Source organism: Mumia quercus (assembly GCF_025506335.1).
In the GTDB taxonomy this organism is placed as follows: domain Bacteria; phylum Actinomycetota; class Actinomycetes; order Propionibacteriales; family Nocardioidaceae; genus Mumia; species Mumia quercus.
In genome coordinates this window covers 16,625-36,584 of the sequence record NZ_JANZYO010000001.1, presented here as the reverse complement: position 1 = coordinate 36,584, position 19,960 = coordinate 16,625, and the positions used below count along the sequence as shown (strand labels likewise).

The following is a 19,960-nucleotide window of genomic DNA, read 5'->3' as shown; positions in this document are numbered from 1 at the left end:
CGCGTCGCGGCGGGCCAGTATTCCGGCGGGCGGTCACAATGAGGGATGCCCGATCTGATGCCGGCCGCGTTCATCGGCCACGGCAACCCGATGAACGCCCTCGAGCGCAACCGCTACACCGAGGCCTGGCGGGCGCTCGGTGAGTCGCTGCCGAAGCCGCGCGCGATCCTCGTCGTGTCGGCGCACTGGTACATCAACGCCACCGCGGTCACCGCGATGCGTACGCCGCGGACGATCCACGACTTCTACGGGTTCCCTCAAGAGCTGTTCGACGTGCAGTACCCGGCGCCCGGGATGCCCGAGCTGTACGAGGAGGTCGCCGACGCCGTGCACCCGACGTGGTGCGGCGAGGACAAGGACTCGTGGGGCATCGACCACGGCACCTGGTCGGTGCTCGCCCACGTCTTTCCCGATGCGGACATCCCGGTCGTGCAGCTGAGCATCAACGCCGACAAGGGCCTCGACTACCACCTCGACCTCGGCAAGAAGCTCAACGCGCTGCGCGCCGACGGCGTCCTCGTCCTCGGCAGCGGCAACGTCGTCCACAACCTCCGCGGCATGGACTGGGGGCTCGCGGAGGAGGGGTACGACTGGGCGCACCGCTTCAACGAGTCGGCCAAGGAGCTGATGGCCGCGGAGCCGACGAACATCCCGACGCTCGACGCGCACACGGACTACCGCGCCGCCGTCCCGACGCCGGACCACTTCCTGCCGCTGCTCTACCTCGCAGGGATGGCGGACGACTCGGGCCGGGGAGCGGACGTGCTGATCGACGGCTACACGTACGGGTCCCTGTCGATGACGGCCTTCACGCTCGACCTGGACCGCCCGGCCACCGGCGACGGCACCGCCGGCTCCGATCCCGCGACGCCGGTCGCGCCGCCCGACGGCTCCAACATCTGACGCTCGCCGCCGTCCTCGCGGGCGCGCGACGTGGCCTTCGGGATCGCGAGCGCCACGAGAGCCGCGACGAGCAGGGCAGCGCCGAGGAACAGGAACCCCCCGACGTACGCGGACTCCTTGGGCTCCCCGCCCCGTCCGAGGTGGCCGGTCACGATCGTGGCCATGACGGCGGAGCCGACGGCGCCGCCGATCGTCCGGATGTTGGCGTTCATCCCGGTGGCGACACCCGTCTGCTCCGGCGGCACCGCGGCGACGACCAGGCTGGCGAGGCAGGCGAAGGTGGCGCCGAGCCCGATCCCGAAGAGGCCGCTCGCGACCGCGGTTTGCCACGGGGCGTGGTGGACGAGACCCATCGAGCCGAGGCCGACCGCGCTGATCAGGCAGCCGACGACCACGACCGGCTTGGCGCCACGGATGCGCGTGAGCGGGGCCGACACGAACCCCATGACAAACGTCCCGAGCGCCGACGGCAGCATCAGCAGACCGGACTCTGTGATCGTCGCGCCGAACCCGTACCCGGCGACGCTCGGGTCGGTCTGCAGCAGCCGTGGCGTGAACGCGAACGAGGCATACATGCCGACGCCGACGAGGAACGCGACGAGGTTCGCGGTCCACACGGCGGGCAGCCGCATCATCCGCAGGTCGATGAACGGGACCCGGACGCGACGCTCGACCTGCACCCACCCGACGCACAGCACGAGCGCCGCTGCGAGGAGTCCGAGCACGAGCGGCGAGGCCCACCCGGCCCGCGAGCCTTCGCTGATGCCGATGAGGAGAGCGGTCAGCCAGCCGGCGAAGAGAAGCGTCGGCGCCAACGGGATGCGGCCCGGCGTCCGTACGGGTGACTCGGGAACGAGCAGCCACGCGGCGACCGCCGCCGCACCGGTCACCAGCGCCGGCAGCCAGAACAGCCACGCGTAGCCGAGGGAGTCGACGAGCGGTCCCGCGACGACCGTCCCGAACCCGCCACCCGCGCCCATCAGCGCCGACACGAAGCTGATCGCGCCGGCGATCTTGGGCTCGGGGAACTCGTCGCGGATGATGCCGAAGGCCAACGGCAGAACGCCGCCGCCGATCCCCTGGATCACGCGCGCGGCGATCATGACGGCCACGTTCGGCGCGACGGCCGCGACGACGGACCCGAGGGCGAGCAGCCCGAGGGCGTACACGAGCACGCGTTCCTTCCCGGTCGCGTCACCGAGGCGGCCGGCGAGCGGCGTGAAGATGGAGGCCGAGACGAGGTACGCGGTCACGACCCAGGTCACCGTCGACGGGGTCGTGCCGAGCTCTTCCTGGATGCGCGGGAGGACCGGGATGGTCAGCGACTGGACGAGCGCGAACGACGCGACTCCGACGCTCAGCACGGCGAGCGTGACCCGGTAGTGCGTCCGTCGTGCTGTCCTGATCACCAGGCCCCCTGTCGTAGTTCCGCACAGCAACTAACCACACGGGGTGTCGCGTTCATTCCGCCCCGTCCGCGATTCGGGCGGTTTGCCACCGGATGCGGCGCCGAAACGGTGGAGAAGTGCCCGAATCGGGGACGGGACGGGAGCCGGGCCTAGACAGGGTCGCGGGCGATGGGGCAGGACATGCAGCGCGGGCCGCCACGACCGGTGCCGAGCTCCGAGCCCGGGATCCGGATGACCTCGATGCCGGCCGCCTCCAGACGCGCGTTCGTCTCGACGTTGCGCTCGTACGCCACGGCGAGCCGCGGCGCGATCGCGAGCGTGTTGTTGCCGTCGTCCCACTGCTCGCGCTCGGCGGTGACCGCGTCGAGACCGGTGTCGATGACGCGGATCCGATCGATCTGGAGCGCCTTCGCGGCGGCCTCGAGGAACGGCGCCGGGCCGTCGATGGCGAGGTCGGAGCCGTGCCCGTCGGTGACGGTGTACGCCTGAAGCGTGTCGGCGACCGCCGGATACATGACCACGGCGTCGACGTCGACCATCGTCACGACGGTGTCGAGGTGCATCGTCGCGCGGTCCTGCGCGATGGGGACCGCCAGCACCGTGGTCGCCAGGTCGTGCGCGAAGCACTGCCGCGCGATCCGCTCGAGCCCCGCGGGCGTCGTACGCTCGCCGACACCGACCGCGATGACCCCGTCGCCGAGCACCAGGACGTCACCACCCTCGAGGTGCTCGAGGTGCGGACCGTGGACGCGCGGCACGTGCGAGAACCGCGGGTGGTGCTCGTACACGAGCTGCGTCAGGTGCGACTCGCGCTCGCGCGCCGGCATCGCGAAGCTCGTGAGCGCCACCTCGTCGCGCAGCCACACCGACGAGTCGCGGGTGAAGAGGAGGTTCGGGAGCGGGTCGATGAGGAAGTCGTCGGGCTGCAGCAGCGTCGTCACCACGCTCCGTACGCCGTCGAGCTCGTCGTTGCGCAGCCCTGCCGTCAGCACCTCGGCCAGCGCGTCGGGGTCGTACGTCGAGAGCGCGGCGACGAGGTAGTCGGAGACCGTGTCGCCGAGCCGCAGGTCGCTCGTCACGTCCGACACCGCGGTCGCGTGCGCCGCAGAGTTCTCGAGCGTCTCGACCAGCAGGTCGCGCAGGTAGAGGACCTCGACGCCGCGGTCGGCGAGTGCCGCCGCGAAGACGTCGTGCTCCGCGACCGCCTTGCCCACCCAGGGCAGGCCGTCGAAGAGGAGCGAGTCGTTGTTGCGCGGAGTGAGGCGCTTGAGCTCGGGCCCCGGTCGGTGGAGCATGACCGTACGAAGCCGTCCGACCTCGCTGGCAACTCCGGGGGAGATGACACCGTTGTCCATCCACTCACCCTAGGGTCATGCCGCCTAGGGTGGGGATGTGGCTCTCGCGATCTCGATCCTCGCCCTCGTCACAGCCGCGGGTGCGTTCCTCGTCTCGGCGACGGCCGCGTCGCGCACCAGCAAGCGCCGCGGCCCCGGACGTACCGTCGACCACCTGCCCCGCGACACCGCTGCGTTGCGCCGAGAGGTGGCGGCGCTGTCCGACGCGCAGACGCACACGTTCCGGCACCTGGCGGTCGTGCGGTACGACGCGTTCGGGGACACCGGCGGCGCCCTCTCGTGGTCGCTCGCCCTCCTCGACGACTCCGGCTCCGGCGTCGTCATCACGTCCATCCACGGGCGTACCGAGACCCGTACGTACGCCAAGAGCGTCACCGCGTGGACCAGCGAGCAGACGCTGACGCCGGAGGAGGAGCAGGCGCTGGCCGAAGCCCGCCGCTAGGGACTCCGCTCGGCCGAGCGCGACGCGCGCGCGGCGTACCGGGGTCGCTGACCTCGCCGTCGCTCCCAGGCGTCGCACGCGAGCAGGACCGCTCCGGCGAGCGCGAATCCGGCGATGATGTCGATGACGTAGTGCTCGGCGTAGTAGACGAGCGCGAACGACATGACCAGCGGGTACGCGAGGAGCAGCCACCTCCACGACGAGCGGAGGCGTTGCACCCCGTAGAACGCGATCAGCGCGGCGAGACCCGCGTGCAGCGACGGCATCGCGGCGACCGGGTTGCCGACGTTCGCGAGCGCGAGGTGGAAGCCGCCGAGCCCCATCGTCGACCACCCCCGCCCGGTCAGGCGCGCGACCTCCTCGGAGAGGTAGCCGTCCTGGCTGGCCATCCACGGCGGTGCCATCGGATAGAAGATGTAGATCACGAGGGCGCCGAAGCTGATCGCGAGATAACGGCGCATCCACCGCACCCACTCGCCGCGGCTCATCATCCACAAGATCACGGCGAGCGTCAGACCCGCGACGAAGTGCGTGAAGTAGACGGTCGTGAAGACCACGTCGTACCAGTGCGGCGGGGAGGCGGACGAGCACGGCTGGTCGCAGAGCCAGTCCTGGAGGTGACGCGTCGGCGTGGTGCCGCCGCCGAGCCACTCGTCGAACACGATCGGCTCGGTGACGTGCACCGGCAACGGGAAGAGCTCGTCCGCGAGGCCGCGGCTGTAGAGGTAGACGAGCAGGAACGCGACCGGCCCCCACCAGTCCTTGAGGAAGGAGAGGTGGGCGCTCCATCCTGCGCCGGAGTTCCAGGCGATCGTGAGCACCCACAGCCAGGCGACGATCTGCACCACGTCGGTGGGCAGACCGATGAACACCATCCACAGCACGAACGCCCCGACGAAGACCACCATCGCGGTCGCGCGGCGCTGCCACGAGGTTGCCGGATCGTTCATGGCGACAGGCGGGGCCAACCCATCGGCGCGCGACGGATCGCGGGTCGACTCGTCCACACCGCCCCCTACGTCTCGCGCACGTCCTCCCACCGTAGGACGGTGCGGTGTCAGACGCGACGCGATTAATCCGCGACACCCGCGTCGTACCACGCCGCTCAGGCGGGCTTCGGGGCGTCGACGGCGAGCTTCATGCCGACCAGCCCGAGGAGGCTCCCGCTGACCCGGCGCTGCCACGCCATCCACGACGGACGGCTGGCGAGGAACGCGGCGATCCCGCCGGCGACGAGGATCAGCGTCGCGTTGACCAGCGCGCTCACCGAGATCTGGATGCTGCCGAGCACGAACCCTTGCAGCACCACGTCGCCGCGCGAGAGGTCGACGAACTGCGGGATCAGCGACACGTACATGATCGCCGCCTTCGGGTTGAGCAGGTTGGTCGTCAGCCCCATCGTGAACAGCCGCCGGTGCGAGTCGCGTGGCAGGTCACGCGTCTCGAAGGCCGACAGGCCCCCCGGCCGCAGCGTCTTCCAGGCGAGCCAGAAGAGGTACGCGGCGCCGGCCACCTTGAGCGCCACGTACAGCCACGGGACGACGACGAACACCGCGGCGAGCCCGACGTTCGCCATCACCATGTAGACGCCGAAGCCGACCATCGTGCCGAGGAGCGAGACGAGGCCCGCCGCCGGACCTTGGCTAATGCTGCGCGAGACGAGGTAGATCATGTTCGGCCCGGGCGTGAGCACCATCCCGAGCGCGACGAGGGCGATGCCGACGGCGGCAGCGGTGTCGATCATGGGTCCTCCCCGGATCCGGTCGGTCTCCTCGTGCCGAGAGTGCCACGCCTGGCCAGCGCGCAGCACCCCCTTTAGTGGACAGGCCTCAGGCGATCTTGCGTCGGTAGGTCGCCATCGCGAACCCGTACGCGACGACGAGGATGCCGACGCACCAGGCCAGGGCGATCCAGATGTCGTTGCCGACGGGCTGCTCGGCGAACAGCGCGCGGATCGAGTTGACGATCGGCGTGACCGGCTGGTTCTCGGCGAACCACTGCACCGGGCCGGGCATGCTGTCGGTCGGGACGAACGCCGAGCTGATGAACGGCAGGAAGATCAGCGGGTACGAGAAGCCGCTCGCGCCGTCGATCGTCTTCGCGGTCAGCCCGGGGATGACCGCGAGCCAGGTCAGCGCCAGCGTGAACAGCATGAGCATCCCGAAGACGGCGAGCCAGTCGAGCACGCCCGCGCTCGTACGGAACCCCATCGCGAACGCGACACCGATCACGACCACGACCGAGACCAGGTTCGCGACGAGGGAGGTCAGCACGTGCGCCCAGAGCACCGACGAGCGGGCGATGGGCATCGACTGGAAGCGCTCGAAGATCCCGGTCTGCAGGTCGGTGAAGAGCCGGTACGCGGTGTAGGCGATGCCGGAGGCGATCGTCATCAGCAAGATGCCGGGCAGCAGGTAGTTCACGTACGAGTCGGTGGTGGCGCCGGTGTCGATCGCTCCGCCGAACACGAAGACGAACAGCAGCATCATCGCGATCGGCGTGATCACGGTGGTGATGAGCGTGTCCGGGCTCCGGGTGATGTGGCGCAGCGACCGTCCGGTCAGCGTCGCGGTGTCGGGCAGGAAGTGCGTGGCGGCGGTCATCGTGATCCCTTGCTCTCGGTGCCGACCACGGCGAGGAAGATCTCCTCCAGCGTCGGCTGCTTCTCGACGTACTCGATCTCGGCGGGCGGGAGGAGCTGCTTGAGCTCGGCGAGCGTGCCGTCGGCGATGATCCGACCCTCGTGGAGGATCGCGATCCGGTCGGCGAGCTGCTCGGCCTCGTCGAGGTACTGGGTGGTGAGCAGGACGGTCGTTCCCTGACCGGCGAGCTCCTTCACGACGTCCCAGACCTCCAGGCGCGCCTGCGGGTCGAGACCCGTGGTCGGCTCGTCGAGGAAGATCACCGGCGGGTCGCCGATGAGGCTCATCGCGATGTCGAGCCGTCGGCGCATGCCGCCGGAGTACGTCGACGCCTTGCGGCTGCCGGCGTCGGTCAGCGAGAACCGGGCCAGCAGGTCGTCGGCGATCGCGCCAGGGTCTTTGAGGTGGCGCAGGTTCGCGACCAGGACGAGGTTCTCTCGGCCACTGAGCAGCTCGTCGACGGCGGCGAACTGCCCGGTCAGACTGATCGACGCGCGGACGTCGGCTGCCTGCGTCGCGACGTCGTACCCGGCGACCGACGCCGACCCCGCGTCAGCCCTGAGCAGCGTCGACAGGATGCGGACCAACGTGGTCTTGCCTGCACCGTTGGAGCCGAGCAGGGCGAAGATGCTGCCCGGCGCCACCTCCAGGTCCACGCCGCGCAGGACGTGCAGGTCGTCGAAGGACTTCTCGAGGCCGCTGACGCGGACCGCGGACGTACGGGTGCTGGTCACGACTCCTCCTCGGTGTGCTCGGCGGCGGTCGCCTCGTCGATCGCCTCGCGGAGGCGCTTGCGCTCCTTGTCGATCCACTGCTTGCCGGAGTACGCCGCGGCGAACGTCTCGGCGAACTCGACCGGGTCGTCGCCGACGACCGCGCTCACCGGGGTCTCGTCGACGGCCGCGCGCTCCCACAGGTCGGCGAGGTCGCCGAACATGCGCACCATGGTCTCGCCGTCGGTGATGCCCGAGCTGTACATGAGGTAGCGCTCGACGGCCTTGGCGGTCTTGTCGTACGGGTCCGGCAGGGCCTCGATGCGGGCCCTGTACTGGCGGAACTGCTTCTTCTGCTCGAGGCTCCCGGTGAGGGCTTCGATCCACTTCGCGGCCATCTCAGTTCTCTTCCTTCTCGTGCGTGCTGTCGGTGTCGTGGTGGAGCTGTTCGATGCGCTCGGCCAGGAAGCTCCACGTGCTCCAGAACTCGTCGAGCCGCTCTTGCCCTTCGGCGTTGAGCGTGAAGACCTTGCGCGGCGGGCCCTTCTCGGACGGGACCTTCTCGACGTCCACGAGGCCGCGCTGCTCGATGCGGACCAGCAGGGCGTAGATGGTGCCCTCCGCGATGTCGGAGAACCCCTCCTCACGCAGCCACGCGGTGATCTCGTATCCGTACGCGGGGCGCCGCGACAGGATCGCGAGGACGATGCCCTCCAGGAGTCCCTTGAGCATCTCCGTCATCTGCTTGCCCACGGATCGCGCTCCTTCCAACTACTCAACGTTGCTGACTACCAGTACATAGTAACGCTGACTAGCGCGTACGCAAGAGGTTTCCGCCCACCTGGCTGATCGAGTAGGGGGCGAGGCGCTAGCCGAGCCCCCGTATCGAGATCCCGGTCTCGATACGCCCTCGCCCAGCGGCTCGGCCTACCCGACCACCCACCACTGCCGCTGATCGAGTAGGGGGCGAGGCGCTAGCCGAGCCCCCGTATCGAGATCCCGCCCTCGCCCACCGGCTCGGCCTACTCGACCACCGTCGACGCCGTGAACCGGACCGTCACGCAGAGCCCACCGCCCGGGCGAGGCGCAAGGCTCAGGCTGCCGTCGTGCGCACGGACGATGTGGTCCACGATCGCCAACCCCAGCCCGACACCGGAGTGGTCGGAGTGGATCCGGTCGGTGCCCCGCCGGAACGGCTCCACGAGGGTGGAGACGAGCTGCGGCGTGAGCGTCGCACCGGTGTTCTCCACGGTCAGGAGCACCTCGGCGCCTCGGACTCCCGTCACCACCCACACGCTGCCGTCGTCGCCGACGTTGTGGACGATCGCGTTGTGCACGAGGTTCGTCGTCATCTGCAGCAGCAGCGAGGGCGAGCCGCTGGTCGTGGCGATGTCACCCGACGTCGTGAGCGTGACACCGCGCTGCTCCGCGAGCGGGAGCAGCGTCTCCGCGACCTCCTCGGCGAGCAGCGACAGGTCGACCTGCTCTCGGCTGAACGCGCCCTGCTCGGCACGGCTGAGCAGGAGCAGTGCCTCGGTGAGGTCGATGGCGCGGGCGTTGACCGCGTACAGACGGTCGACGAGCTCGGCCGGGTCGCGGCTCGTGTCCTTGCGGGCGAGGTCGAGGAGCGTCTGCGTCACCGCCAGCGGCGTACGGAGCTCGTGGGACGCGTTGGCGGCGAACCGTCGCTGCTCGTCGACGTGCGCCTCCAACCGCGCGAGCATCGCGTCGAACGAGTCGGCGAGCTCGCGGAACTCGTCGCGCCGGCCCTCCAGCTCGATCCGGTGTGACAGCGACCCGGTCGCGGCACGGCGGGTCGCGTGGGTGATGCGGCTCAGCGGCGCCAGCATCCGTCCCGCAAGGAACCATCCCCCGACCAGACCCAAGACGAGCAGGAACGCCAGCGCCTGCGCGGCCCGGGGAGCGAAGGCGTCCAGGAGGTCCGACCGACTCGGCATGAACGGGCCGGGGCCGACCCCGCCCCTGGCCTGGTCGGGCACGTAGCGCAGCAGGAACACCCACACGGTGGCGAGCAGCAGCGCACCAGCCGCCATGAGGAAGCCGGCGTAGCTGAGGGTGAGCTTGAGGCGCACGCTCATCCCCGGCGCTCTATCCACGGTCGACCCCGTCCGACGGCGTGTCGATCCGGTAGCCGACGCCCGGCACCGTCGCGATCAGGCGGGGCTCGCCGAGGCGTTTGCGCAGGGCGGAGACGGTGATGCGTACGGCGTTGGTGAACGGGTCTGCGTTCTCGTCCCACGCCCGTTCGAGCAGCTCCTCGGCACTGATCACGCCGCCCTCCGCAGCGACGAGCACCTCGAGCACCGCGAACTGCTTGCGAGTGAGGGCGATGTAGCGGCCGTCGCGGAAGACCTCGCGGCGGAACGGGTCGAGCCGCAACCCGGCGATCTCTCGTACGGGCGGACGGTGGTGGGCGCGCCGACGGTCCAGCGCCCGCAGCCGCAGGACGAGCTCGCGCAGCGCGAAGGGCTTGGTGAGGTAGTCGTCCGCGCCGAGCCCGAAGCCCGAAGCCAGGTCGTCGATCCGGTCGGCGGCGGTGAGCATCAGGATCGGCGTGCCGGACCCCGAGGCGACGATCCGCCGTGCAATCTCGTCGCCGGGTGGGCCGGGGATGTCGCGGTCGAGCACGGCGATGTCGTACGAGTTGATGCTCAGCAGCTCGAGCGCGGTGTCGCCGTCGCCGGCCAGGTCCGCGGCGATCGCCTCGAGGCGCAGGCCGTCGCGGATGGCCTCCGCCAGCAGCGGCTCGTCCTCGACGACCAGTACGCGCATCCTCCGATGGTAGGGAGCCGACCCGTTTCGTCGGCGTATCGAAAACTGCGAACGCGGCAGCAACACCGCCATCCGTTGACTCGGGCCCATGTTCAGACACTCCTCACGAGCACGGACGGCCGCCAGCGCCGCGCTGGCCGCGGCCGCCCTGTCCGCGTGCGTCGTCGGCGCGGCGGACAGCGACGTCGCGACGGCCGACGGCACCCTCGATCCCGACCTCGCCGCCGCGCTGCAGGAAGCCGCATCGGATCTGGCCGATCACGGGATCACCCTGCAGATCACAAGTGGGTGGCGCTCGTCCTCGCACCAAGAGCGGCTCTTCGAGGACGCGGTGACGACGTACGGCTCGACCACGGAGGCGCAGCGCTGGGTCGCCCGCCCCGGCACGTCGAGCCACGAGACCGGCGACGCGGTCGACGTCGCTCCCCGCTCGGCGGCCCGATGGCTGGCCGAGCACGGCGCCTCGTACGGGTTGTGCCGCGTCTACGACAACGAGCCGTGGCACTTCGAGCGACGCAGCGACGCGATCACCGAGGGCTGCCCGCCCACGTACGCCGATCCGTCGCAGGACCCGAGGACGGTGCGGTGATCGCCGGCAGGTACGGCTCCGTCGGCCTCGTCGTCCTGGCCTTGCTCCCGATTGCGGCACTGGCCGCGTGGGTGCTGGCGCGTGGGCGGTTACGTGCAGGTCTCGCGCAGGCGACGGCATGGCGTACGGCGGTGGCCGAGGTCGGCATCGTGTACGGGACGGCACCGTGGGTGTGGCTCACGATGGAACCAGGCAGCAAGGACGGGGTGAACTTCTCGCTCCTACGGGACCTCGTCGGCATGCCGCCGTACCAGGTCGTCGGCAACCTGCTGGTCTTCGCGGCCTTCGGGTTCTTCGCGCCCCTGCGGTTCCCGGCGCTCGCCTCGGTGCCGCGCGTCCTTGCTGCGGCGGCTGTCGGCTCGCTCGTCATCGAGACTCTCCAGTACGTCCTCCCGATGGGGCGGGTGTCTTCCGTCGACGACGTCCTGCTCAACAGCGCTGGCGCCGGCCTCGCCGCTCTCGCCTCCCGCCGCTGGTGGCGCCACCCTGGCTGATCGAGTAGGGCGGAGCGCCAGCCCCCGGCTGATCGAGTAGGGCGGAGCGCTAGCGGAGCCCGTATCGAGATCCCGGTCTCGATACGTCCTCGCCTAGCGGCTCGGACTACTCGACCACCCAGGGGAGGCGCGGCTCGGGCTACCTGGACCACCCAAGCGGACGAGTCAGTTCGTGGACTCCGTCCAGCCCACAGGTACGAAGTCGCCCTCGCGGAGGAGCAGGCCGCGGCGGTCCACGGCCAGCACCCCGTCGACGTACACACCCCTCCCGCGCGACGGCGTCGTACGCAGGCCGGTGTAGCTCCAGCGCACATGGGTCGCGCCCGGCGGCAGCGCCGCATCGGCCTTCAGCCACTGACGGCCCGAGAACCCGGAGAACGTGCCGTCGCTCGTCCACCGGTGGCGATCCGCCTTGAGGTCGAACGGCACCAGCTGCCACGTCGTACCCCCGTCGGTCGAGGCCTCGAGCCGCCCGACGTCGTAGTCCTCCTCCGTGTCGTACCAGAGCCGGAACGCCAGCCGCGCCCACTCGCTCGCCGGTCGCGCGAGCGACGCCGTCAGCGTGTGCGTGGTGTTGTCGGGCCGCTCGGAGAACCACGCCGTACGACCGACGGCGGGCTTCACCGGGATGGCGCGGCCGAGGTTGCGGGTGACGGACTGCCGCGCGCCGTTGTTCGAGCCCCACGCCCGGTTGGGGTGGACGCGGTTGGTGAGCAGGATCGCGAGCGACTTCGACAGCGGGTCGATCACCAGCGACGTGCCGGTGAAGCCGGTGTGGCCGAACGTCACGGGCGAGTCGAGCGACGCCATGTAGTACGGCTGGTGCAGCTCGAACCCGAGCCCGCGGCGGGACGTGATCGCGGGCGGGATGCCGACGTTCTGGTCGGTGATCGCCTCGCGCATGATCTCGTCGGACAGGATCTCGTGCTTGCCGTACTGCCCGCCGTTGAGCAGCATCTGGCCGAACACGGCGAGGTCCCGCGCAGTCGAGAACAGACCGGCGTGCCCGGCGACGCCGCCGAGCGACCAGGCGTTCTCGTCGTGGACCACGCCGTGGACCATGCCGCGCCCGATCGACGACATGTCCTCCGTCGCAGCGATCCGCGGGAGCAGCGACGCCGGCGGGTTGAACATCGTGTCGGTCATCCCCAGCGGCTCGGTGATGCGGTCGGCGACGAGCGCGTCGAGAGGCTGGCCGGTGACCCGCTCGGCGAGCTTGCCGAGGACGATCAGGCCGAGGTCGGAGTAAACGTACTGCGCGCCCGGCGGAGTCACGAGCGGCCGCGCGTAGACGGCGGCGATGCGGGCCTCCGGCGTCGGGTACGCGGAGTAGAGGTTGATCCAGGCCGGGAGGCCCGAGGTGTGCGTCAGCAGGTGCCGGATCGTGACGGCTTCCTTGCCGGCCTGGCCGAACTCGGGCAGGTACTGCGCGGCAGGCGCGTCCAGGTCGAGGACGCCCTGGTCGACGAGCTGGAGCACCACGACGACGGTGAACAGCTTCGTCACCGAGGCGAGGTCGAAAAGCGTGTCCTCCCTCATCGGGATCTGCTCGGACTCCGGCAGCTCGGTGCCGTCGGCACGCGCGTACCGTACGGCGTCGCCCACCGCGCCGTGCTCGACCACGACCCCGTCCTTGGCCACGAGCGCGACCGCACCGGCGTACATCGGGTACGTGGGGTTCTCCGGCGTGGTGCCGAGGTACTTCGCGAGGTCCGGCATGATCCGGGCGATGTGCTCGGGCAGGAGGCCCGCGTCCTGCGGGGAGCCCTCGCGGAGCGTGCGGTCGGGCGAGAATCTCACGTCCTCTCCCGTGACGGTCGGCGGTCCGGTCTCGTGGCCTGGCGAGTCCACGGCTTCTGCCGGTACGGCGAGCGCCCCGACGACGGCCATCCCCGCGAGTGCGGCACCCCAGCTCGTACGACGCATGGCTCTCCTCCCCCTAGTGCCTGCCACCCCGCATGCGGCGGTAGATGAGGTACTTGTCGCGGGTCCGCCGGAACTCGGCGAGGTCGTCCTGCCAGCCGGCGACGATCTCGTCGACGTCCCCGCCGGCGTCGATGACCAGGCGCGCACGGCTGGTCCCGGTGAGCTTGTCGAGCCAGAACGAGGTGACGTCCTGGCTGCGCCAGCGGTACTGGGGGAACTCCTGCCGCTGGGTGACGATCATCGTGAGACCGGTGCGGATCGCGTCGAACGCGTCGCGGTCCTCGACGTACACCTGGACGCCGCCGCAGACCTTGTTGGCCTGCTTGGAGATCGTGGGGGTGAAGTACGCCTCGCGGAACCGTACGCCGGGCAGGTTGCGGGCGTTCAGCGCCTCGGCCCAGCGGTGGTCGATGTCCGGTGCGCCGATCAGCTCGAACGGCCGGGTCGTCCCGCGGCCTTCGGACAGGGCCGTCGCCTCGAACAGCGCGGTGCCGGGATAGACGACGGCGGTGTCCACGGTCGGCATGTTCGGCGACGGGAGCACCCACGGGAGCCCGGTCTCCTCGAACCACATGTCACGGAACCAGTTGCGCATCGGGACGACCGTCAGGTCGACCTGCTTGCCGATCGCCTCGGGGAGGAACTCGCCGTTGAACAGCTGCGCCAGCTCGCCGACCGTCATGCCGTGCTGCTGGGCGATCGGCTTCAACCCGACGAACGTGGAGTGCTCCGGGTGGAGGACCGGCCCTTCGGCCTCGACGCCCGTGATCGGGTTGGGCCGGTCGAGGACGACGAAGCGCAGGCCGAGCTCGGCCGCGGCCTCCATCGCGAGGTACATCGTCCAGATGTAGGTGTAGAAGCGGGCGCCGACGTCCTGGATGTCGAAGACCACGGTATCGATGCCCGCCTCGGCGAACTGGTCGGACATCCGCGCGGCGTCGTTGTACGCGTTGTAGACGGGGAGGCCGGTCTTGGCGTCGATGAAGAACGGCTGACCCTGGCCGGCCTGAGATACGCCACGGAAACCGTGCTCGGGCCCGAACACCGCGACGATGTTCACCTCGGGGGTCGCGGCGAGCACGTCGACCTCGTGGGTGAGGTCGCGCAGCACGCCGGTCGGGTTGGAGATCATGCCGATGCGCTGGCCGCGCAGCTCCTCGAACCCTGCCGCGGCCAGTGTTTCGAAGCCTGTACGGACCTGCGGGCCCTTGCCGTACGCCCCGGGGTCGGCCGCGGCGGGCCTCCCACCGAGGACCGGCACGGCGGCCACGCCCAACATCCCTGCGAGAACTTCCCTACGTCGCATGGTTTCTCCCCGAAGTGGTGGGTGATGAGGAAACGTTTTGCATCATGCGGTGCCAGGCGGAAAAGCATCTGCTTCTGCGTGACCGTAGTAGGCGGTTTGTCGCGGGGTCAAGGGTCGCGATGTCGTCGCGATGTCGACAAGGCGGCTTCGGCTCCGTTCCCCTGGTGAAGGCACCCCACCCGTACGAAGGGATCCACCACCATGAGCGAGCTGATCGGTATCGCACGGTTCGACTTCCGCGGCGGCGACGTCGAGGAGTTCAAGCGCCTGTCGGAGCAGGCGATGGAGATCGTCCGGGCGAAGGAACCCGGCACTCTCGAGTACAGCGTCTCCTTCAACGCCGACGAGAGCGAGGCGATCGTCATCGAGCGCTACCGCGACTCCGACGCCCTCCTCGCGCACGGGGAGAACCTCGCCCACCTGATGGAGCCGGTGATCGCGACCGCGGCCTCGGTGCACGGCGAGCTGCTCGGCGACCCGAGCCCTGCCCTCCGCGCGAACTTCGCCGAAGGCGGCCCCGTCCAGCTGTTCAAGCCCTGGATCTCGCGGTGATCCTCTGGGAGGAAGTAGATTCACCGGGTGACGCGCGGGAAGGCAGCGAAGCTCCGCTCGGGCGTGCTGGCAGTTCTCTCGCTCGCCCTCGGGGCGACCGCGTGCGGCACGTACGACGGCGACCCTGAGATTGTGAGGACCCGGGCGATCCAGGTTCTCGATCCGCACGACCCCGAAGAACTGGTCAGCTTCTCGGACGAGGTCTTCGTCGGGCGCGTCATCACCGAAGGACGCACCTCCTACGAGCGCGACGACGTCCCTGTGACCGTCTACTCCGTCGAGGTGCTTGATCCGATCAAGGGCGCGCCCGACCGAACCACCGAAGTCGGCCTCGACGGCGGGATCTCGAAGGACGGCAGGCGTCTCTTCCTCATGCAGGGCGACAGCTTGCTCGTCGAAGGGCAGGAGTACGTCTTCGCCGGGAGAAGGGACGCTGAGGGCATTCTCGACCTGGTCGCTGCCAAAGGCAGCGAACCCGTCGACCTCGGCACCGCACGGGCAGCGGAAGCGATCGACGACCTCAAGGCCGCCGCGAAATCGCGTTGACGAACAACCCCGCATGGCGGACCGTTCACTCGTGATGATCCGACGCGAGCTCCCGGCCGACATCGACGCGATCCGGGCGGTGACGGCGGCGGCATTCCGTACGGCCCCGCACAGCGCACCGCCCGTCGAGCCGAACGGTGACCCGGGCGAGGCGACGCTGGTGTCGTGGCTGCGCGACGACGACAGCTGGGTGCCGCAGCTGTCGCTGGTCGCGGTCGAGGACGACGTCGTGGCCGGTCACGTCGTCGCCACGCGCGCGTACGTGGACGCCGAGCCGGCCCTCGGCGTGGGGCCGCTGAGCGTGCTGCCGAACCACCAGAGATCCGGGATCGGCACCGCGCTCATGCACGCCGTGCTCGGCGCTGCCGACGCGCTCGACGAGCCGCTGGTCGGACTGCTCGGCGACCCCGCGTACTACCGGCGGTTCGGCTTCGTCCCTGCGCGCCCGCTCGGGGTGAGCGCCCCAGATCCGGCGTGGGGCGACGCCTTCCAGGTACGGAGGCTGACCTCGTACGCCGGCGCGACCGGCACGTTCCGGTTCGCCGCGCCCTTCGACCGCCTCTCAGCCGAGGCCGTGAGCTAGGCGTTCCCGAGGACCGCCCACGCGATGAGGCTGTCGATCCGCCGGACGTCCGCGCCCTTCGCGAGCTTGATCTTGATGTGCCCGGCGCGCGTCCAGAGCTCGATCTCGGAGCTGAAGTCGAGGCGGCCCGCGTTCTCGGACGACCACATGTTGATCGCGCTGTACGGCAGGGAGTAGATCTCGACCTTCTTGCCGGTGAGCCCTTGCGCGTCACGCACGATCAGCCGCTTCGACGTGAACACCGCGCTGTCGCGGAACGTCTTGAACGCCGCGACCGGCTGCTCGCCGGGCGTGAGCAGCGGCATCACGTCCTCCGGGATCGGGATCTCGTTCTGGAGGGTCCAGCTGGCGATGACGGAGGCTTCCACGTACGTGCTCCTGAGCTCGGCGCCGCTCAGGGCGCGGTTTGTCTGCTTCTCGCTTACGTTGCCGAGAGGGCTACGTCAGGAGGGTACGTGTCGAACGCACCACCACCAGAGCCGAGGGACAGTGCCCGCGATCCGCTGGCCCAGGACCCCGGGCCCAAGCGCCCTTGGTACAAGAGGGCCGCCTTCCTCGTCGTCCTCCTGTTCGCCGGGATCGTCCTCGTCGTGTGGCTCGCCGGCATCGGCGGCGACGACGAGCAGAAGGAGGACGAGGCGGAGAACGCGAAGGACCCGGGGACGTCCCAGTCGATCGAGACGCCAGGGGCGACCGAGTCACCCGCGTCCGACGAGGAGTCGTGGACCGAGAGCCAGAAGGAAGCCGTCCAGGCTGCCGAGGACTATGTCGCCGTGACGGCCGTCTCCCGGACCGGCCTCATCCGCCACCTCGTCACCTTGAAGGGCGGCACCGTCAGCGAGGCGGACGCGACGTTCGCAGCAGACCACGTCGACGCCGACTGGAACGCCGAGGCTGTCGAGGCCGCGGAGGGGTACATGGAGCAGGGCGGCTTCGACCGCCAGAGCCTGATCCGGCAGCTCACGGCACCGAGCGGGGACGCGTTCACCCAGGCCCAGGCCGAGTACGCCGCGGACAAGGTCGGGGTCTGACGCTGATCGCCTAGATGTGATGTCCGGGGAGGTTGGTCAGTCGGGTGATCGGGGGCTTGCCTCCGATGGCGGAGTGGGCGCGGTGGTGATTGTAGAAGTGCAGCCAGTCTGGGAGGACGGCGTTGCGCTCGGCTGTTGACTGGTACATGCGGGCGTAGGCCCAGCCGTCGGCCAGGGTGCGGTGGAAGCGTTCGATCTTGCCGTTGGTCTGTGGACGGTAGGGCCGGGTGCGCTTGTGGACGACGGCGAGCTGTTTGCAGGCATCGCTCCAGGCGTAGGACCGGTAGCAGCTGCCGTTGTCGGACAGCACGCGTTCGATGGTGACGCCGTGGTCGGCGAACCACGCTACGGCCCGCTGGAGGACGCCGATGGCGGTGTCGGCTTTCTCGTCGGTGCAGATCTCGGCGTAGGCGACGCGGGAGTGGTCGTCGATGACGGTGTGCAGGAACGCGGTGCCGGTGCGTGGCTTGTGGTCCTTGCCTCGGGGTAGTCCGGGCGTGGCTGCTTGGTTGGTGTAGCCCTGTTGGCGGCCGACGAACCGGTGGCCGCCGCCGTCGGGGATGTTGGCGAACTTGGTGACGTCGACGTGGATCAGTGAGCCGGGGTGTGGGTGCTCGTAGCGGCGCAGGGGTTCGCCGGTGACACGGTCGAGGTGGGTGAGTCGGTTGATCCGACAGCGGACCAGGACGGCGTGGACGGTGGAGGCGTGCATGCCGAGTCGGCGGGCGATCTGGACCGGTCCGAGCCGCTGACGCCATCGCAGTCGAACGATCTGACGCACGATCTGGGGGTGGGTCTTGGTCGGGCTGGTGTGTGGCCGCGAGCTGCGGTCGACCATCCCGGCCGGGCCTTCGAGCCGGTAGCGGTCGGCCCACTTCTTCGCGGTGCGGGGGGCGACCATGAACATCCTGGCTGCCGCTGCGTAGGTCCAGTCGTGGTCGACGACGAGACGAGCCAGACGCAAGCGGGTGATTGGGGTCAAGACAGCGTTAGCGTGGGACACGAGGGCCTCCGGTCAGTGAAGCGGTTGAACTAGACAGCTCCACTTCACAACCGGAGGCCTTCGTCTGTCAGGCAGACTCACCGACGCCGAGCGGGACAACCTCCCCGGACATCACACCTAGAGCAGCGTTTCAAGACGGTCGAGGCGACGAGCTGCCGCTGGGTTCTGCTCCATCGCCTGGGTCGACGCGCGAGTCAGGGCGATCATCGCGCGCAGGCGCTTCTTGTCCTTCCGCTGGAGAACGAACGCGGTCGTGTCCTGGGCGGCCATCATGGCGGCGAGCGCAGCGAAGTCGAGACAGTGACGCTCCCGCGCAGCCCCGTTCGTCTCGAGTCGCGCTGCAGCCTTCAGGATCATGGCGCTGAGCAGCACCGGCCGCCGAACAGCACCGACCCGACCGGCCACCTGCACCTCGACCGCCTCGCTCCTCGCGAGCGCCTGCGTCCCGCCTGGCGCCGGCACGGTCGGGAATCCGCTCGCACTCTTCCGTGACGCGGATCGCTCGCCTGCGCCCTCGGGAATGAGTACGTCCAGGACGGCCGCGTCGCGAACCCAACGATGCTGGACGCCATCGGCGCTCGGCTCCGCGGCGAAACCCATGGCGACCAGAGTCGCCGTCACCGCACCCAGCAGGCCAGGCTCTCGAACGTTGACGACGGCGTCCGCATCAGTTGTCGGCCGCGACGGCTCGTACTCGCGCTCGGCACAGTAGAGGTGGACCATCTGCCCACCGATCAAGGTCCAACCGTCGGAGTGCCGTTCGTGCAGGTCGAGCAACGCGTGCCACGCCTGCACCTGGGCATCACCCATCTCCGGAAGCACGATCATGCGACCACCTCATCTGCCGCCGGATCGTCCGGGACGCCAGAAAGGAGCGCGTCGATGGCCTCGTCGAGGAGCTCACGGGCGCGCTGGCGCTCGCGCGGCCCACCGTGCTCGGCGAGGTCGGCGGCGAGCAGCAGGGCGTCCGCGCGGGGCGGACGGACCGGCGCGACATGAAGAACGACGTTGGGTCGTTCGTCGACCACAGGCTTGTCGAGCCAGTAGTCGCCGACGAGGCCGTCGACGTCCGCTGCACCGACGTACGCCTCGACGATGCGCGGGTCCTCGACTCCCGAGCGGCCGTGCGAGACTCCCGAGAGGACGAGTCTGATGTCCGCCCGGAGAGCGGGCAGGTCGGCGGGCGAGGCCACGTACGCGACCCGCGCCGCGCGACCGCGCAACCACGACAAGAGCGCTTTGTGATCTCGTCCCTCAAGCGCGCCTGCAAGTCGACGCACCGCCCGGCCGCGGGTAGACCGCCCGAGCCTCATCGCCTCTGCTGCAACCTCGGAGGAGTCACTGTCGACGAGCTCGAGCTCTGCGTCACGCATGCGGTCGAGGAGCGACTCCCCATCCCGGAGGCGGGCACCCACCCTCGCCGCCTCGGCACACTCGAGCGACCACCACACAGACAGTGGCGAGACGGGGCGACCGCGCTGCGGAGGCTCGGCGTGCGATGCATCGAGGTCGACCAACCAGCGACCGCCGATCTTCTCCGCCACCAGGGAGCCGTCATCGACGCGCTGACGGACGCGCGCCGAGGTGACGCCCAGCCGCTTGGCCGCTTGCGGAACCGACAACTTGCTCATGCCCATAATGCTAGCGATTTCGCAAGCATTATGGAAATACGT

23 protein-coding genes and 1 pseudogene are annotated in these 19,960 nt (G+C 69.8%); 8 read left to right on the top strand and 16 right to left on the bottom strand.

Annotation, left to right across the window (positions count from 1 at the left end; translation table 11 throughout):
* Positions 1-45 precede the first annotated feature (45 nt).
* Positions 46-762: pseudogene (gene ygiD / locus NYZ95_RS00175) on the top strand (4,5-DOPA-extradiol-dioxygenase); the annotation flags it as partial.
* Between the two features lie 14 nt (positions 763-776).
* Here ygiD and NYZ95_RS00170 read toward each other — a convergent pair.
* Both NYZ95_RS00170 and NYZ95_RS00165 read right to left on the bottom strand, forming a co-directional pair.
* Entirely contained in the window at positions 777-2,312 is a 1,536-nt protein-coding gene (locus NYZ95_RS00170; RefSeq protein ID WP_504923536.1) for an MFS transporter, read from the bottom strand.
* A 149-nt stretch (positions 2,313-2,461) separates the two neighbouring features.
* Positions 2,462-3,667, bottom strand: coding sequence for an arginine deiminase (locus NYZ95_RS00165; RefSeq protein WP_262847543.1), 1,206 nt, complete (start codon positions 3,665-3,667; stop codon positions 2,462-2,464).
* 37 nt (positions 3,668-3,704) lie between these two features.
* On the opposite strand from NYZ95_RS00165, the gene NYZ95_RS00160 reads away from it, so the two are divergent.
* Entirely contained in the window at positions 3,705-4,109 is a 405-nt protein-coding gene (locus NYZ95_RS00160; RefSeq protein WP_262847541.1) for a DUF4446 family protein, read from the top strand.
* On the opposite strand, the gene NYZ95_RS00155 is transcribed toward NYZ95_RS00160, so the two are convergent.
* From NYZ95_RS00155 to NYZ95_RS00120, 8 genes are all read right to left on the bottom strand, one after another.
* Positions 4,106-5,059: a phosphatase PAP2 family protein gene (locus NYZ95_RS00155; RefSeq protein WP_262847539.1), complete on the bottom strand. Its 954-nt coding sequence runs from the start codon at positions 5,057-5,059 to the stop codon at positions 4,106-4,108. The genes NYZ95_RS00160 and NYZ95_RS00155 overlap by 4 nt on opposite strands.
* A gap of 155 nt (positions 5,060-5,214) precedes the next feature.
* Positions 5,215-5,853, bottom strand: coding sequence for a LysE family translocator (locus NYZ95_RS00150; protein WP_262847537.1), 639 nt, complete (start codon positions 5,851-5,853; stop codon positions 5,215-5,217).
* Between the two features lie 85 nt (positions 5,854-5,938).
* Positions 5,939-6,712 (bottom strand): ABC transporter permease, encoded by a 774-nt coding sequence (locus tag NYZ95_RS00145; protein ID WP_262847535.1) that lies wholly within the window; start codon positions 6,710-6,712, stop codon positions 5,939-5,941.
* Positions 6,709-7,485, bottom strand: a complete 777-nt coding sequence (locus tag NYZ95_RS00140; RefSeq protein ID WP_262847533.1) for an ABC transporter ATP-binding protein — start codon at positions 7,483-7,485, stop codon at positions 6,709-6,711. The genes NYZ95_RS00145 and NYZ95_RS00140 overlap by 4 nt, the downstream gene beginning before the upstream one ends.
* Entirely contained in the window at positions 7,482-7,862 is a 381-nt protein-coding gene (locus NYZ95_RS00135; RefSeq protein WP_262847531.1) for a DUF1048 domain-containing protein, read from the bottom strand. Before NYZ95_RS00135 ends, NYZ95_RS00140 begins: the two co-directional genes overlap by 4 nt.
* 1 nt (position 7,863) lies before the next feature.
* On the bottom strand, positions 7,864-8,217 hold the full coding sequence (locus NYZ95_RS00130) for a PadR family transcriptional regulator (RefSeq protein ID WP_308212205.1): 354 nt from the start codon (positions 8,215-8,217) through the stop codon (positions 7,864-7,866).
* A 269-nt stretch (positions 8,218-8,486) separates the two neighbouring features.
* Positions 8,487-9,563: a sensor histidine kinase gene (locus tag NYZ95_RS00125; RefSeq protein ID WP_279307186.1), complete on the bottom strand. Its 1,077-nt coding sequence runs from the start codon at positions 9,561-9,563 to the stop codon at positions 8,487-8,489.
* Positions 9,564-9,573: 10 nt separating this feature from the next.
* Positions 9,574-10,257 (bottom strand): response regulator transcription factor, encoded by a 684-nt coding sequence (locus tag NYZ95_RS00120; protein WP_262847527.1) that lies wholly within the window; start codon positions 10,255-10,257, stop codon positions 9,574-9,576.
* A gap of 88 nt (positions 10,258-10,345) precedes the next feature.
* Here NYZ95_RS00120 and NYZ95_RS00115 point away from each other — a divergent pair, with 88 nt between their 5' ends.
* A complete protein-coding gene (locus NYZ95_RS00115) occupies positions 10,346-10,846 on the top strand; it encodes a M15 family metallopeptidase (protein WP_262847525.1) in 501 nt (166 codons plus the stop codon).
* Positions 10,843-11,340 carry a VanZ family protein gene (locus tag NYZ95_RS00110; protein ID WP_262847523.1) on the top strand — a complete coding sequence of 166 codons (498 nt, stop codon included), beginning with the start codon at positions 10,843-10,845 and terminating at the stop codon, positions 11,338-11,340. The genes NYZ95_RS00115 and NYZ95_RS00110 overlap by 4 nt, the downstream gene beginning before the upstream one ends.
* 165 nt (positions 11,341-11,505) lie before the next feature.
* Here NYZ95_RS00110 and NYZ95_RS00105 read toward each other — a convergent pair whose 3' ends face one another.
* Together NYZ95_RS00105 and NYZ95_RS00100 are read right to left on the bottom strand one after the other, a co-directional pair.
* Complete coding sequence (locus NYZ95_RS00105; protein ID WP_262847521.1) at positions 11,506-13,266, bottom strand: serine hydrolase domain-containing protein; 1,761 nt, start codon at positions 13,264-13,266, stop codon at positions 11,506-11,508.
* 13 nt (positions 13,267-13,279) lie between these two features.
* On the bottom strand, positions 13,280-14,545 hold the full coding sequence (locus tag NYZ95_RS00100; RefSeq protein WP_262848649.1) for an exo-beta-N-acetylmuramidase NamZ family protein: 1,266 nt from the start codon (positions 14,543-14,545) through the stop codon (positions 13,280-13,282).
* Positions 14,546-14,773: 228 nt separating this feature from the next.
* Between NYZ95_RS00100 and NYZ95_RS00095 the strand changes: the two genes are divergently transcribed.
* Genes NYZ95_RS00095 through NYZ95_RS00085 form a run of 3 tightly spaced genes read left to right on the top strand, consistent with a single transcriptional unit; the run spans position 14,774 to position 16,253 of the window.
* Positions 14,774-15,124: a putative quinol monooxygenase gene (locus NYZ95_RS00095; RefSeq protein ID WP_262847519.1), complete on the top strand. Its 351-nt coding sequence runs from the start codon at positions 14,774-14,776 to the stop codon at positions 15,122-15,124.
* A gap of 27 nt (positions 15,125-15,151) precedes the next feature.
* On the top strand, positions 15,152-15,670 hold the full coding sequence (locus tag NYZ95_RS00090; RefSeq protein WP_262847517.1) for a hypothetical protein: 519 nt from the start codon (positions 15,152-15,154) through the stop codon (positions 15,668-15,670).
* 13 nt (positions 15,671-15,683) lie between these two features.
* Positions 15,684-16,253, top strand: a complete 570-nt coding sequence (locus tag NYZ95_RS00085; RefSeq protein WP_262847515.1) for a GNAT family N-acetyltransferase — start codon at positions 15,684-15,686, stop codon at positions 16,251-16,253.
* Here the strand turns inward: NYZ95_RS00085 and NYZ95_RS00080 are convergent.
* Positions 16,250-16,621, bottom strand: a complete 372-nt coding sequence (locus tag NYZ95_RS00080) for a PH domain-containing protein (protein ID WP_262847514.1) — start codon at positions 16,619-16,621, stop codon at positions 16,250-16,252. The genes NYZ95_RS00085 and NYZ95_RS00080 overlap by 4 nt on opposite strands.
* Before the next feature lie 87 nt (positions 16,622-16,708).
* Here NYZ95_RS00080 and NYZ95_RS20230 point away from each other — a divergent pair, with 87 nt between their 5' ends.
* Entirely contained in the window at positions 16,709-17,284 is a 576-nt protein-coding gene (locus NYZ95_RS20230) for an Ltp family lipoprotein (RefSeq protein ID WP_262847513.1), read from the top strand.
* Positions 17,285-17,294: 10 nt separating this feature from the next.
* Here NYZ95_RS20230 and NYZ95_RS00070 read toward each other — a convergent pair whose 3' ends face one another.
* The 3 genes from NYZ95_RS00070 to NYZ95_RS00060 all read right to left on the bottom strand — a co-directional run bounded on the left by NYZ95_RS00070 (position 17,295) and on the right by NYZ95_RS00060 (position 19,918).
* Positions 17,295-18,287: an IS481 family transposase gene (locus tag NYZ95_RS00070; protein ID WP_262847511.1), complete on the bottom strand. Its 993-nt coding sequence runs from the start codon at positions 18,285-18,287 to the stop codon at positions 17,295-17,297.
* A 117-nt stretch (positions 18,288-18,404) separates the two neighbouring features.
* Positions 18,405-19,115 carry a hypothetical protein gene (locus NYZ95_RS00065; RefSeq protein WP_262847509.1) on the bottom strand — a complete coding sequence of 237 codons (711 nt, stop codon included), beginning with the start codon at positions 19,113-19,115 and terminating at the stop codon, positions 18,405-18,407.
* Positions 19,112-19,918: a helix-turn-helix domain-containing protein gene (locus NYZ95_RS00060; protein WP_262847507.1), complete on the bottom strand. Its 807-nt coding sequence runs from the start codon at positions 19,916-19,918 to the stop codon at positions 19,112-19,114. The genes NYZ95_RS00065 and NYZ95_RS00060 overlap by 4 nt, the downstream gene beginning before the upstream one ends.
* Positions 19,919-19,960: the final 42 nt, after the last annotated feature.

Coding starts and splice junctions, on each gene's coding strand:
- NYZ95_RS00165 (WP_262847543.1), bottom strand. CDS start 3,667: ATGGACAACGGTGTCATCTCCCCCGGAGTTGCCAGCGAGGTCGGACGG.
- NYZ95_RS00155 (WP_262847539.1), bottom strand. CDS start 5,059: ATGAACGATCCGGCAACCTCGTGGCAGCGCCGCGCGACCGCGATGGTG.
- NYZ95_RS00150 (WP_262847537.1), bottom strand. CDS start 5,853: ATGATCGACACCGCTGCCGCCGTCGGCATCGCCCTCGTCGCGCTCGGG.
- NYZ95_RS00145 (WP_262847535.1), bottom strand. CDS start 6,712: ATGACCGCCGCCACGCACTTCCTGCCCGACACCGCGACGCTGACCGGA.
- NYZ95_RS00135 (WP_262847531.1), bottom strand. CDS start 7,862: ATGGCCGCGAAGTGGATCGAAGCCCTCACCGGGAGCCTCGAGCAGAAG.
- NYZ95_RS00125 (WP_279307186.1), bottom strand. CDS start 9,563: ATGAGCGTGCGCCTCAAGCTCACCCTCAGCTACGCCGGCTTCCTCATG.
- NYZ95_RS00120 (WP_262847527.1), bottom strand. CDS start 10,257: ATGCGCGTACTGGTCGTCGAGGACGAGCCGCTGCTGGCGGAGGCCATC.
- NYZ95_RS00115 (WP_262847525.1), top strand. CDS start 10,346: ATGTTCAGACACTCCTCACGAGCACGGACGGCCGCCAGCGCCGCGCTG.
- NYZ95_RS00105 (WP_262847521.1), bottom strand. CDS start 13,266: ATGCGTCGTACGAGCTGGGGTGCCGCACTCGCGGGGATGGCCGTCGTC.
- NYZ95_RS00100 (WP_262848649.1), bottom strand. CDS start 14,545: ATGTTGGGCGTGGCCGCCGTGCCGGTCCTCGGTGGGAGGCCCGCCGCG.
- NYZ95_RS00095 (WP_262847519.1), top strand. CDS start 14,774: ATGAGCGAGCTGATCGGTATCGCACGGTTCGACTTCCGCGGCGGCGAC.
- NYZ95_RS00085 (WP_262847515.1), top strand. CDS start 15,684: ATGGCGGACCGTTCACTCGTGATGATCCGACGCGAGCTCCCGGCCGAC.
- NYZ95_RS00065 (WP_262847509.1), bottom strand. CDS start 19,115: ATGATCGTGCTTCCGGAGATGGGTGATGCCCAGGTGCAGGCGTGGCAC.
- NYZ95_RS00060 (WP_262847507.1), bottom strand. CDS start 19,918: ATGAGCAAGTTGTCGGTTCCGCAAGCGGCCAAGCGGCTGGGCGTCACC.